The organism is Acinetobacter brisouii CIP 110357, assembly GCF_000488275.1.
In the GTDB taxonomy this organism is placed as follows: domain Bacteria; phylum Pseudomonadota; class Gammaproteobacteria; order Pseudomonadales; family Moraxellaceae; genus Acinetobacter; species Acinetobacter brisouii.
Genome location: NZ_KI530763.1, coordinates 151582 through 165305, shown reverse-complemented (window position 1 = coordinate 165305; position 13724 = coordinate 151582). Strand labels below are relative to the sequence as shown.

General features: G+C 42.7%; 12 protein-coding genes. 7 read left to right on the top strand and 5 right to left on the bottom strand.

The genetic code is table 11. The features are described 5' to 3' along the window. Nucleotides 1-31 precede the first annotated feature (31 nt). The 3 genes from P255_RS11625 to P255_RS11615 form a co-directional block, all read right to left on the bottom strand. On the bottom strand, nt 32-1309 hold the full coding sequence (locus tag P255_RS11625) for a hypothetical protein (RefSeq protein ID WP_004902466.1): 1278 nt from the start codon (nt 1307-1309) through the stop codon (nt 32-34). A 10-nt stretch (nt 1310-1319) separates the two neighbouring features. Then, on the bottom strand, nt 1320-1505 hold the full coding sequence (locus P255_RS11620; RefSeq protein ID WP_004902464.1) for a hypothetical protein: 186 nt from the start codon (nt 1503-1505) through the stop codon (nt 1320-1322). Between the two features lie 171 nt (nt 1506-1676). Continuing rightward, the gene (locus P255_RS11615) at nt 1677-2372 is read right to left on the bottom strand and encodes a DsbA family oxidoreductase (RefSeq protein WP_004902462.1); all 696 of its coding nucleotides are present in this window, start codon (nt 2370-2372) and stop codon (nt 1677-1679) included. Nucleotides 2373-2790: 418 nt separating this feature from the next. Between P255_RS11615 and P255_RS11610 the strand changes: the two genes are divergently transcribed. From P255_RS11610 to P255_RS11600, 3 genes are all read left to right on the top strand, one after another. Then, on the top strand, nt 2791-3882 hold the full coding sequence (locus P255_RS11610) for an SLAC1 family transporter (RefSeq protein ID WP_004902461.1): 1092 nt from the start codon (nt 2791-2793) through the stop codon (nt 3880-3882). Nucleotides 3883-3921: 39 nt separating this feature from the next. Next, nucleotides 3922-4425 (top strand): GNAT family N-acetyltransferase, encoded by a 504-nt coding sequence (locus tag P255_RS11605; RefSeq protein WP_004902460.1) that lies wholly within the window; start codon nt 3922-3924, stop codon nt 4423-4425. A gap of 118 nt (nt 4426-4543) precedes the next feature. Continuing rightward, a complete protein-coding gene (locus tag P255_RS11600) occupies nt 4544-5020 on the top strand; it encodes a super-infection exclusion protein B (RefSeq protein ID WP_004902459.1) in 477 nt (158 codons plus the stop codon). 42 nt (nt 5021-5062) lie between these two features. Here P255_RS11600 and fadA read toward each other — a convergent pair whose 3' ends face one another. Both fadA and fadB read right to left on the bottom strand, forming a co-directional pair. After that, complete coding sequence (fadA, locus tag P255_RS11595) at nt 5063-6235, bottom strand: acetyl-CoA C-acyltransferase FadA (RefSeq protein ID WP_004902458.1); 1173 nt, start codon at nt 6233-6235, stop codon at nt 5063-5065. A 12-nt stretch (nt 6236-6247) separates the two neighbouring features. Next, complete coding sequence (gene fadB / locus P255_RS11590) at nt 6248-8401, bottom strand: fatty acid oxidation complex subunit alpha FadB (RefSeq protein ID WP_004902457.1); 2154 nt, start codon at nt 8399-8401, stop codon at nt 6248-6250. Between the two features lie 705 nt (nt 8402-9106). On the opposite strand from fadB, the gene lpxO reads away from it, so the two are divergent. From lpxO to pgsA, 4 genes are all read left to right on the top strand, one after another. Next, nucleotides 9107-10024, top strand: coding sequence for a lipid A hydroxylase LpxO (lpxO, locus tag P255_RS11585; RefSeq protein ID WP_004902456.1), 918 nt, complete (start codon nt 9107-9109; stop codon nt 10022-10024). Between the two features lie 132 nt (nt 10025-10156). After that, nucleotides 10157-10741 (top strand): DUF8200 family protein, encoded by a 585-nt coding sequence (locus P255_RS15730; protein WP_004902455.1) that lies wholly within the window; start codon nt 10157-10159, stop codon nt 10739-10741. Between the two features lie 73 nt (nt 10742-10814). Continuing rightward, complete coding sequence (gene uvrC / locus P255_RS11575; RefSeq protein WP_004902454.1) at nt 10815-12614, top strand: excinuclease ABC subunit UvrC; 1800 nt, start codon at nt 10815-10817, stop codon at nt 12612-12614. A 180-nt stretch (nt 12615-12794) separates the two neighbouring features. Beyond that, nucleotides 12795-13382, top strand: a complete 588-nt coding sequence (gene pgsA, locus P255_RS11570; protein WP_004902453.1) for a CDP-diacylglycerol--glycerol-3-phosphate 3-phosphatidyltransferase — start codon at nt 12795-12797, stop codon at nt 13380-13382. Nucleotides 13383-13724 lie beyond the last annotated feature (342 nt).

Here is a 13724-nt window from a genome sequence, read left to right as displayed (position 1 = left end):
TAAATCCGCTATTTTAAACGCTGCTTAAAAACTAATGTTCTGCCAACAGTTTTTGGGTTTGAGCATATAAAGTTTCTGCACGAATGGGTTGAGGCAATACCTCGATAATTTCACGAAATAGTTGCCAACTCACACCATCTTGGCGTGAAAACAAAATACACGGATAACCAAGCTCGTCAGGGTCAAGTTGTAGCCGTTTTTCACCATGCAAGACCCGATACTTTTGTCGTTCTTTAATCAGGAGCAAAGGTGTTTCTAAATTGGCTTCGCTTTCTTCAAAAGGAATAAAACGCTGCGGCAAAATCATTGAGGCTGGAATAAACGGGTACATATATTGCTGCTGCCACAGATTTTTGGCATGTAAATACTCATTGAAGAGGAGTTCAATGCGTTCATAACTGGCCTGAAACTGGCCCCATGAGAGAGTTTTGACGCTGGCCAAGATCGTATCGGTCTGCAAACAATATTGCTGTGCGAGCTGCCCCGCTGTCTGAATATCACGAATGCCTAAAATGGCAATATAGCCTAAAAACTGTCCGTTTGTATTTATGCGTTCAGCAACGACGGTCGGTGCCTGCTGCATTTCATTGACCCGCTGAGACAAACTAAAGCAGGTGAGGTAGTTTGAAATATGGTCATGACTTTGAAAAATGACTTCAAAACATAACTGGCTAAAACCTTCGATTCGAATAGGGGAAGTTTGGTGAATATTGATTGAATGATCGATTTTTTCTGCAGAAGGCTGTTGATGAATGTCATCGGGTATTTCAACGTTCGGCAACTGCTCGGACGTTTGCTGTTCTGCCCGAACAGGGGGTTGAATCCCTAGACGTTCATTAAACTCATCATCTGTCAGTAAACACTGCAACAGGTTTTGTTGCTGTAGCATCCATTGATAGCCTTCGTTTAAATGACCTTTCCAGCTACAGTGAATAGCCCCGCGTCGTGCTTGCGGAATCAGCCAGACTTGCCAGAGTCGCTGTTCCTGATCGTATAAAATTGCCCATCCCATGTTGGGATTCTGATTCAGCGCCTGTAACAGTAAGGAGCGGTCATAAAACAGCCCCCGATAGCTATTTTTAAATTTGGATAGCTTCAGCAGCTCATTGCTTAAATGTACATGTGCTTCAGAAGGAATATGTGCGCCTTTCGGTGTCCGAAAGGTAATCGGTTTTTCACAGAGTTGAAAAATTTCTTTGAGATGGTGGGTTGCCTGAGCACGCTTAAATAGTGGTAGATGCTCATTGTCAATCATGGCAATAGTTTGATGAATATCTTTAATCAGCAATGCTTTTTCTAATAAATTCATTGTTAATAGCTCACTTGCTAATATAGTTTTTAGCTTTGTTGAGATATTGTGTCAGTATCTGATTCAGGGCTAATTCCAGCATCCGATATTCTTTAGTCTCTTGATCTGTATGGTGATTTGCAAGTTCGATCAGTTCGTCTAAATTCAGCTGATCATAGCGAACTTTTTCTTGTAAAAATTCTTGTAACTTTAGCATGGTAGCCTGACGAAAAAGCACAGATGGCTTTAATTATAAACAAGTTCATTCAGTTTAAAACATATGTTTAATAAAAACATTTTTAGATCGTTAAATAATTGATAACTCATTTATATAATTAATATTTAATATGAATAGTGTGGTATTTTCTGGTTTTTGAAAAGCGCAGATTTACTGCGCTCCTGAAGGTGGGATCTGACATTGCTCATCATCACAACGAGCTGCATCGGTATCTTGTTGAATATGAGTCGCTTGCTGCAGGGCTTGTAAGAAGATTTCGCGCGGCTGAGTACCTGAAAGTGCGAACTTTTGTTCAAAGACAAAAAAAGGCACACCTGAAATATTGAGCTGTTCATGTGCAATTTTTTCATCATGACGTACAAATTCGGCAAACTCGTCTGAATCGAGTACATACTCAACTTCGGCATGATCTAAGCCAATACGTGAGGCAATTTCTTCGATGACTTCACGTTCACCAATCGCCAAACTTTCGGTCATGTAGGCATGAAAGAATGCTTCTTTGGCTTGATTCCCCAGACCTTTACTTTGTGCCAGATGAATAATGCGATGCGCATTGAAGCTATTGCCTGAATTGGCTTTTTCCCACTGGAAGTCAATGCCTTCGCTGGCAGCAAGTGCCGCAACATTTCGTTCCATTTCCTGCATTTCGGCAAAACTACGTCCGTATTTTTGTGCTAAACGCTCGGTGTTGCTCAGCGTATGTTTTGCAGGTGCATTTGGGTCAAGTTCAAAACTATGCCAATGAATGTCAAGTTCAATGCCTGCTTCTTGTGCGACATGTTCTAAACGCTTTTTGCCAATATAGCAAAATGGGCAGACCACATCTGACCAAATATCTACACGCATATTCAGATTCTCTGATAAATAGACTTTGCATAGTAAAGCTTAGATCGGGGAATGAAAAGCTGTGCCATAACAGCTTGCTGATATTTAAGCGATCACAGCGCGGTATTTATTTTTATTAGCAAGATAGTCGATTTTCTCTCTAGTGAAAAAGACGGGGCTATGAGTGTGTTGACATGAGTGCTTTAAGCGGGCAATTGAAAGCCTCGGGATAGTCGACGGATGAATAAATATATATAGATGGATAGGCCGCTTGGATTTGTTTTTATGCTCCGATTTTCATTCAGATGTTATGGTTTTGTAGAACGCTTGATTTAGGTATCTTATATTTATAAATCTTATTTTTTAAATAAAAATAAATCAATTTTATTGATAATTAGTTTGTTTTAAGATGAGTCTAAATACTCATAGGATGTTTGTGATGCAGCCACAACAGTTGATTCGACATTTCACACCGAACTGGTTTACGGTCAATATGGGAACGGGAGTCGTTGCACTACTCTTGAGTGCATCGCCGATCATGACAGCATCTTGTGAGGAATTGGCGCGTATATTGTGGCTGGTCAATATTGTGCTGTTTATCTTATTTGTCGTGTTGTATAGCTTACGTTGGCTGTTTTATTTTCATGAAGCCAAACAGATTTTTCAACATTCAAGCATGGCATTTTTCTTTGGCGCGATTCCAATGGGATTGGCAACCATCATCAATGGTCTGGTTAAATTCATGCCGCAACATTTGGCTTTGGCTGAGTTCTTATGGGGAGTCGACGTCATCTTGGCGGTGATTGTGGCGGTGGGTGTCCCGATGCTGATGTTTGTCTATCAGCAACATCAGTTAAATACCATGACTGCGATCTGGTTATTGCCCATTGTGACTGCGGAAGTGGTGGCAAGCTCTGGAGGTGTTCTGCTTGCACATTTGCCTGCCAGTCAAGCTGCGATGAATTTGCTCTTTGGCTGCTATGTTTTATGGGGAATGTCAGTTTTACCTGCATTTGCAGTATTGACGATTTTATTGCTGCGTTTGGCACTGCATCGGTTGCCTGAAGTGCAAATGGCAATGTCGGTTTGTCTAGCATTAGGGCCTATTGGTACAGGCGCACTGGCATTGCTACTGTTGGGACAACAAGCCCCACGTATTTTGGCAGCGTGTCATTTGGTTGAACTCGGTCATTTGATGCACTATGCAGGCATTTGGATCAGTTTTATTTTACTGGGCTTTGGGTTGTGGTGGTTTGCTATCGCATTGTTTACGATCTATAAACATAGCCGTACAGGGTTGAGCTTTAATCTGGGATGGTGGGGGCTGACTTTTCCTTTGGGGGTGTTTGATCTGGCGATTTTAAATCTTGCCCAGCAAATCCAGAGTCAGGCTTTGTTGTATATCGGTTTCGGCTTTGCAGGATGTATCGTGCTGTTATGGGCAATGGTGATGGTTAAAACCATACAAGGCGTTTATCGGGGTTCATTGTTTTTTTCACCATGTTTAATGTCAATGCTTGAAAAAGCATGATCTAATGCTGAAATAAAATACAAGAAGCCAGAATTGATCATGTTTATTGAAGCAACAAAACAGCATATTCCAGACATTGTTGAGTTGGTAAATCTATCTTACCGCTCACAAGATCTGCGGGGTTGGACATCTGAAGCCGATGTGATTGAAGGAGATCGGATATCGGCTCAACAGCTTCAGGATTTATTTATTGCTGACTCTAAAATCCTGTTGTGGTTTGATGCTGCTGAACTGATTGCCTGTGTGCATGTGCAGAAACATAAAGATCAGGCCTATATTGGCATGTTGACCACACATCCACAGTGGCAAAATCAGGGTTTGGGTAAACAGGTGTTGCAGTTTGCAGAAGATTTTGCTCACGCAAATTTTGCAGTTACAGGGTTTAAAATGTCGGTGCTGTCTTGCCGTATCGAGTTAATCGAGTTTTATTTGCGTCGGGGGTATGTGCTGACAGGTGAAACTGAAGATTATCCAATCGATGCGAATGTAGGACAGCCGTTATTTGAGGATATTCGGTTGTTGCATTTGGTGAAGAATATATAAATATAGATAAATTGGCTGATAGAATGTTAATTATTTAAAAGATAAGATTTAATGCATGAGAATTTTTTTGATCATAAGATAAAATATTTAGCTAAAAATTCGGATTAATGGGGTAATTATGGATAAAGCTAAGCTTAATTTAGGAAAATATAATTATGTATTTTTTATTTTCTTGATTCTTTTGTTTATTACAGCAAATATTCCTCAAGTAGATCAAAATTTATCAAATTTTATTTTAATTGAATACAGAACTATATTGATTCTGTTAGCTTTAGCCAGCTTATCTTTTATCTTGCTTGAGGTTTTTCAAGATAAAATTCAGTTAGTAAAGGAAGAAAGAAAGCAAATCAAGCAAAGCCAACAGTTAAAGGATAAGTTGAAGTCCCTTAACTATGATGAAAAATATATTTTGTCATTGTTTATGAGTGAACAAAAAACTGAAAAGGCATTAAATTCAACCAATCCGAATGTGGTTTGGTTAGAGAATATGAAATTTATTATTAATACACTCAAAACTGAGGAAAATAAAAAAGTCTTTAGGATAGATCCTGTAGTCATGAATGAATTAAGAAAAAACCCAAACTTATTATATTAAGAAAATCCCCGCATTAAGCGGGGATTTTCTTTGAAGCTTAAATCAAATACGTTCAATAATCGTCGCAATACCTTGACCTAAACCAATACACATGGTCGCAAGACCAATTTGAGTATCTTTTTGCTCCATGACATTGAGCAAGGTCGTGGTAATACGCGCACCTGAACAACCGAGCGGGTGACCAAGTGCAATTGCACCGCCATTGAGGTTGACGATATCCTGTTTCTCATACAGACCTAAGCCTTTGAGTACCGACAAACCTTGAGCCGCAAAGGCTTCATTCAGTTCAATAGTTTGAATGTCAGACATGCTTAATCCCGCACGTTTTAAGGCTTTTTGTGTTGCAGGCACAGGGCCATAACCCATGATTGCCGCATCACAACCTGCCACTGCCATTGAGCGAATTACGGCACGAGGTTTGAGACCTAAATCTTTGGCGCGTTCAGCAGACATGAGTAACATGGCAGATGCACCATCAGACAACGCCGATGAAGTTGCTGCGGTCACTGTTCCGCCTTTCGGGTCAAATGCAGGGCGAAGCGCTTGGAAAGCCGCCAGATTGGCATCGGCGCGAATCACTTCATCGACATCGCAGAAGATTTTAAAGCCGTCGGCATTGTGACCTTCGACACCGACGATTTCATTTTTAAAACGACCTTCTTGGGTGGCTGCCCAAGCGCGTTTATGTGATTCAACCCCAAAAGCGTCTTGTTCTTCACGGCTAATGCCATTCATGCGACCCAGCATTTCTGCGGTCAAGCCCATCATGTTTGAGGCTTTGGCATAGTGCTTAGACGCTTCAGGATTGAGGTCAACGCCATGCATCATGTTGACATGACCCATGTGTTCTACACCACCAATAATGAAAATTTCACCTTGATGCGTTGCAATTTGAGCTGCTGCAGTATGAATCGCCTGCATGGATGAACCACACAAACGGTTGATGGTTTGACCTGCAACGGTTTTTGGCAAACCAGCCAGCAAGCTGGCATTACGGGCAATGTTCCAGCCTTGTTCAAGGGTCTGGTTGACACAGCCCCAAAGTACATCTTCAACTTCATTCACGTCAAAGCTGTTACGCGCCACCAACGCACGAATCAGGGCAGCCGACAGATGCTCGGCACGCACATTGCGGAACATTCCGTTTTTGGATTTGCCCATGGCGGTACGTACGCCATCAACAATCACAACGTCACGTGGATTTAAAGTAGTCATTCACGCTGCTCCTTAACCGTAAAATTTCTTGTTGTTTTCAGCCATGTCACGCAGCAATTGCGGTGCTTCATAGGCTTTGCCCAAATGTGCATAAGTGTTGCACAGTGCCACGTATTCAGCGACGCCAGTCTGGTCGACATAACGGCATGGCCCACCACGGAAGGCAGGGAAACCAATACCCATGATCATTGCCATATCTGCTTCATGTGGTGTAGCAACAATTTTATCTTCTAGGCAACGAACTGTTTCATTGCATAGTGCCAACATCATACGGTCAATAATTTCCTGAGGGTCAAACTCACGTTTCTCACCTGTGACCACAGCAGCAATCAAGTCATAGGTTGTAGCATCAACAACTTTGGCTTTTTTGCCTTTCTTGTCGAGTTCGTACTTGTAGAAACCGACATCATTTTTCTGACCGAGGCGTTTTGCTTCATATAAAGTTTCGATTGAACCTTTGAAGTCTGGTTTCATACGATCAGGGAAACCTTCCGCCATGACCTCAGCGCCGTGTACGCCTGTATCGATACCGACCACATCCATGAGGTAAGCAGGGCCCATCGGCCAACCAAATTTTTCCATGACTTTGTCGATTTGCTGGAAGTCTGCGCCGTCTTTAAGCAACAGATCGAACGCGCCAAAGTAAGGGAACAGAACGCGGTTAACTAAGAAGCCTGGGCAGTCATTGACGACAATTGGGGTTTTACCCATTTTCTGAGCCAATACCACAGTCGTTGCAATCGCTTCTTCAGAAGTGTGTTCACCACGAATGACTTCGACCAGTGGCATCATATGCACAGGGTTAAAGAAGTGCATGCCGACAAAGTTTTCTGGGCGTTTGAGTGCCTTGGCTAAACGGGTAATGGAAATAGTCGATGTGTTGGATGCAAGAATGGTGTTGTCACGAACTTTACTTTCAACATCGGCAAGAACGATTTCTTTGACTTTTGGATTTTCAGTCACGGCTTCAATGACGATGTCGACTTCTTTAAATTCGTCATAACTTAAAGATGGGCGAATACGGGTCAGGGTTTCACCCATTTTTGCCGCTGTCAGTTTGCCACGTTCGACTTGTTTGGTGAGTAGTTTATTGGCTTCAGACATCCCCAATGCCAGCTGTGGATTGCCAATGTCTTTCATAATGATTGGTGTGCCTTTACTTGCAGCCTGATAGGCAATACCACCACCCATGATCCCTGCACCTAAAACTGCAGCTTGGTTGATCGGATGTGCGCCTTTTTCGTGTTTTTTCGAGGCTTTTTTCACAACCTGATCGTTGATGAATAAACCAATCAAGGCTTCTGCCTGTGGCGTCACCGCAGCTTTAGCAAAGCCTTGTGCTTCGATTTTGACGGCTTCATCACGAGTGAGTGTTGCACCTGCTTGCAATGAGTCCAGCATCAGTTTGGGTGCTGGGTACTGGGCAGGGTTGGCTTTAGACAGCACCGCAGCTTTGGCGGTGGTAAATGCCATCATTTGTTCGATTTGATTAAGCTTAACAGGATCAAGTTTTTCCTGACGTTTGGTTTTCCAGTCCAGACGTCCAGCAATCGCTTGTTTCACCAAATCAAGGGCAGCGGCAACGACTTTGTCATCGGCAACCACAGCATCAACGGCACCATCTTTGAGTGCTGCATCCGGTTTTTTAGGGACAGCCATAGCGATCCATTCAACCGCATTGTCAATCCCGATGATGCGGCTTAAACGGACTGTGCCACCAAAGCCAGGGAAGATACCAAGTTTAATTTCAGGTAAGCCGACTTGTGCCGATTGTGCCATCACGCGGTAGTCACAGACCAGACACATTTCAAAACCGCCACCCAAAGCCATGCCATTGATGGCAGCCACTTTCGGGATATTCAAATCTTCAAAGCTGTTAAACACTTGATGAATGCTTACCAGCCAGTCCTGAATTACTTGCTCACCTTGAGCAAAATTTTCCCCAAATTCAGTAATGTCTGCACCGACAATAAATGTCGATTTGGCAGAAGTGACTACCAATCCTTGAATTTCAGGATGCGCCTGTACCGCAGCGATTGCGGCTTGGAAGTCATCAATGGTGGCTTTATTGAATTTATTAACCGACTCACCGAGTAAGTCAAAGCGGAATTCTGCAATTCCGTCCTGTAACATTTGGACGGTAATGGCATTGCCAGCGTGGATCATGCCCTGATCTCCTTTATTTTGGAGGACTTGTACGTTGATGTTATTGGGTTATGGTGCAAAGCACGCATCTGGAGTGCTTTTCATCTTACGATAACTCTAAACAAAAAATATGCTTGGAGTTGTATCAAGCCGTGACGCAATGGTCACTGATTTTTTACATCGAAAGCGAACTGGGCAGTTTTTTTGTTGAATATGCATACGCAAAATACAGGTTTCTAGAATTTATCATGATGTAAATCATTGGCTTGAAAAAATATCATCTGGGAATTTTAAAAAAATTATAAAAATGTATTTTTTGTCATTTGAGTCAATTCTATAGATGGTCTACAAGGAGGATGCATACAAAATTCCACAGAGCTTTAACTCGAATACACGGCTCGCCAGAAAATACTGATCAACTCATTTAGATGGATGTTTAAGACTGCACACTGAAGTCATGTAAAGAGGTATTATCCAACAATAAACATGAGCTAAATCGTGATGAAAGCAGCATAATCATTGCGTGATTGATCAATCTACCCAATAATCAACGAAAATGATTTTGCCTGAATTTATAAAAATCAAAGTTAGAATTATTTTTAAACATTCCTCTAAGAATAGCCTTTTCTCTAGTAAGTTTTTATTTTTTTGGTAAAATTTCACAACATGATAATCAGTTGCTTTTTTTAAGGCTGATCGAATCATTGATTAATTCTGAGTAATACTATGATTAAATGGATTATTTTAGCGATTTTTGTGATATCAGCACTGTATATCCAATATCGCGGCAAAGTGCGTCATTCGTTTTATCGTCAGTTCTTTGACCATTCAACCTTGCTCGCACCGATTAATTTTTTAATGTATGCCTTTTCGAAAGTACCCAATCAGCCGTATATCGAAACGCAATACTTTAAAGATCTGAAAGTCCTCGATGAAAACTGGGAAATGATTCGTGATGAAGCCAAAGCACTGTATTCGCGTGGCGGCATTAAGGCAGCAGATACCTATAATGATTTAGGCTTTAACTCGTTTTTTAAAACAGGCTGGAAGCGTTTTTATCTAAAATGGTATGACTCTGCACATCCTTCAGCAGCCGAGCTTTGCCCAAAAACCACAGCCTTGCTGAAAACATTGCCGAGCATTAAAGCCGCAATGTTTACTGAACTTGCCCCAAACAGCCGTCTGGTTCGTCACCGTGACCCGTATGCGGGTTCATTGCGTTACCATTTAGGTTTAATGACCCCGAATGATGATCATTGTTTTATTGATGTCGATGGGCAACGCTATTCTTGGCGTGACGGGCAAAGTGTCGTATTTGACGAAACTTATATTCATTATGCTGAAAATGCCACGGAACAGAACCGCATCATCTTTTTTGCCGATGTTGAACGCCCTCTCAAAAGCCGTTTGATGGAGAAATTTAACCACTGGTTTGGTAAAAATGTCATGACTGCGGCAAGCTCTCCGAATGATACAAATGATCAAACAGGCGGCTTAAATAAAGCCTTTGCTTATGTGTATCAGATTCGTTTAAAAGCCAAAGCGTTGAAAAAAACCAATCGTCAGTTGTACTACGTTTTAAAATGGGTACTGATGCTCGGTATTTTCTTCCTGATTTTTATTCGCCCTTATGTATTTAAATAAAAATATGTGATCTAAAACGCCCAGTAATGGGCGTTTTTTTATGGATAAAAAATATTCTTTTTATTGTTTAAAAATAAATAATCCATAAAATTGGAGAGAAATTCATCAAAAACAATGGTAGGAAAAATACAAATGAAAACCAAACAACTAGCGCTTTTATTGGGCGCATTGGGGTTGAGTGTACTGGGGCATGCCACGACATGGTTTGCGGGTTCGGAGCATCGCGGTAATGTGAATATCCGTATCTCAGGAGGTGCAGGAGTAACATGGAACTGTAATGGTCGTGAATGTCAAATGTCTGGCCCTTGGGGCAATGATTTGTCTTTGGAGTCTTGTCAGAATCTGGCGGCACAAGTCGGTGAGCTGCGTTATTACGGCAACTCTGCGGGACGGATGTGGTCAGCGGGTTCACCTGCTTTGAATCAGTGTAATCAGGCAGCCAGTCGCCCAAGCAACCGTGGGGAAACCGTATGGTATGCTGCAAGTCATTATCGGGGTAAAGTTCAAACTCAAATTTCAGGCGGTGCATGGGTGATTTGGGACTGCAATGGACACGAGTGCAGCATGTCAGGCCCTTGGGGCAATGATTTGTCCGTTGAGTCTTGCCGTAATTTGGCAGCGAAAGTCGGGCGTATCAGTGCCTATAGCAATTCGGCAGGTGCGGAGTGGCGCAGTGGTTCACGAGAGCTTGCGAGTTGTAATGCAGCGGCACGTTAAATCATTTTATTCTTGAAATCTGCGGGTTCAGGCGCTACATACTGTCATACCTGTTTTGATTGCTGAGCCAGCCGTGAACCCAAACGCCCGCGAACATATTGAGCAACTGCTTGCCAAAATGACCCAATTGCCAGGGGTATATAAAATGCTGGGCAAGGAGGGTGAGCTGCTGTACGTGGGTAAAGCTAAAAATCTGAAAAATCGGGTGTCGAGTTACTTTGTCAAAACCATTGAACATCCGAAAACTCAGGCGTTGGTTGCACGCATTTATGATATTGAAACGCTGGTGGTGCGTTCTGAAACCGAGGCGTTATTGCTTGAACAAAACCTGATCAAGCTACATCGCCCGCCGTATAACATCATGCTGCGGGACGATAAATCCTATGTGTATATTTTCATTTCAGCCGATCAGCCTTATCCACGGATTGCCAGTGGACGTGGCAAGGGCAAACATCAGATTGGTAAGTTCTTTGGGCCTTATCCGAGTGCGTATGCAGCGCGTGATACCTTATTGATTTTGCAAAAACTGTTTAATGTGCGGCAGTGTGAAAACAGTTATTTTTCTCAGCGCAAACGGCCTTGTTTGCAGTATCAAATTAAACGTTGTACCGCGCCGTGTGTCGGGCTGATTTCTCCTGAAGACTATGCGCAGGATGTGCAAAATTCGATTCGCTTTTTGCAGGGTGACACGAAAGAGTTAAATCAGGAACTGATTCAAAATATGGAAGCAGCGGCAGCACAGTTAGAATTTGAAAAAGCCGTGTTTTATCGTGACAGACTGGCATTGCTGCGTGAAGTCTCAGCACAGCAAGCCGTGTATAAAATCAAGGGTGAAGCCGATATTCTGGCGATTGCACAACAGGCAGGCGTGACCTGTGTACAGATCATGTATGTACGCAATGGACGGATGCTCGGAGGAAAAAGCTATTTCCCTGATATGCTCAGTGATGACCTCGGGCAAATGCTCAGTGATTTTATGGCCAATTTTTACTTTCAGGTGGCCGATGAAATTCCACAGGAACTGATTGTGAATACCGATCTGCCTGATCGTGGCGAGCTGGAACAGGCACTCAGTCAGCAGTTCCAGAAGAAAATCCAGATTAAGCCGAATGTGCGGGAAACCCGTGCCGAATGGCTTGAGCTGGCACAAATGAATGTGCAACATGCGATTCAGGGGCAACTCAATCAGCATCAGGAATTGCACGAGCGTTTTTATCAGTTAGAGCAAATTATTGAACGTCCGATCGACCGTATTGAATGTTTTGATATTAGTCATACCATGGGCGAAGCCACCATTGCATCCTGTGTGGTGTTCGATCAGGGTGGGGCACGTAAACGCGATTATCGCCAGTTTGCAATTGAAGATATTCAGGCAGGGGATGACTACGCTGCCATGCGTCAAGCTTTGACCCGCCGTTATAAAAAAGCACCTTTGCCTGATTTATTGTTGATTGATGGCGGTAAAGGCCAATTGCACATGGCGATGCAGGTGATGCAAGATTTGGGGCTTGAAGCGTTCATGCTTGGTGTGTCTAAAGGTGAAGGACGTAAACCAGGACTGGAAACGTTGCACTTTACCGATGGGCGAAAAATCCAGTTGGCAGAAGATCATAAAGCGTTGCATCTGATTCAACAGGTACGTGATGAAGCACACCGTTTTGCGATTACCAAGCACCGTGCCAAACGTGATAAACGCCGTGCAGGTTCTGTATTAGAAGTGATTCCAGGGCTTGGGCCTAAGCGCCGCCGCGATTTACTAACACATTTTGGTGGGATACAAGGAGTGCTGAAAGCTTCGGAAAAAGAACTGACTTTGGTGCCTGGGCTTGGAGAGGTCATGGCACGCACGATTTATCAGGTATTGCATGAGTGATGTGTATCAATTCACGGTTATTCCTGAAAGGTCTGGTCGATGAATCTTTTGCCTTGCTGTATTGGCTTTATAGTCGACACATCTGTGCATTTCGTATAAAGTGTGACTGTATTGATCAGTCAAAAATACGTTTAAAAATCACTCTATGCGGACTTTGCAAGGGCTATATTGGCGGTGGCTATGACAACAGGGCGAATCCTGAATATTCCAAATATTCTCACCATTGCACGAATTGTGCTCATTCCCGTATTTTTACTTGTGGCGTACTGGCCACCTGCAATTGGTGTCGAAGGACATACTGGGAGTTTCTCACGCCACGTTCTGCTGACTTCCATTTTTGTCTTGGCAGCAATCACTGACTGGTTTGATGGTTATCTGGCACGTGCTTTAAATCAGACCTCGGCATTTGGACGCTTTCTTGACCCTGTTGCAGACAAGCTGATGGTAGCAGCCGCTTTGGTGGTATTGGTGCAGTGGAAACCGACCATTATTATGGCATTTGCGGGGATTGTGATTATTTCGCGTGAAATTACAGTTTCTGCACTGCGTGAGTGGATGGCTGAACTTGGTGCGCGCACCAGTGTGGCAGTGTCCACGGTTGGAAAATACAAAACAGCTTTTCAAATGATTGCGATTAGTGTGTTCTTGCTCAACTGGCAGCCTCTCGATACCTTTGCTTATATCCTGTTGTATACTGCCGTGATTTTGACACTCTGGTCGATGTTTATTTATCTCAAGGCGGCATGGCCGTATTTAAAACAGCCCTGAGCGCCAAAGCCCTGTATGTTCAGGGCTTTTTTGTGCCTGTTTTTTGGTATAAGTATTTGCTGAAATAGTATGTATGGAAAAAATAGCTAAATGATTTATAACGTAAAATTTTATAAAAATAATCCTTATTGAAAAACTTGGATTTATGCAAGAGCTGTTAGCAATAACACTGTATAACATTACAGATGCTGACAACTGTGTTGAGAAAAACTACCTTTTTTTAAAAAGAGCTCTGTCAAGATGCTGTGCGGCACGTGAAGTTTTCCTTCAAGGATTAGGGATGATGTGTTGTCAAACAGGGAAGAGATAGGAATAACAAATAACGAGCTGTCTTATTCTTTC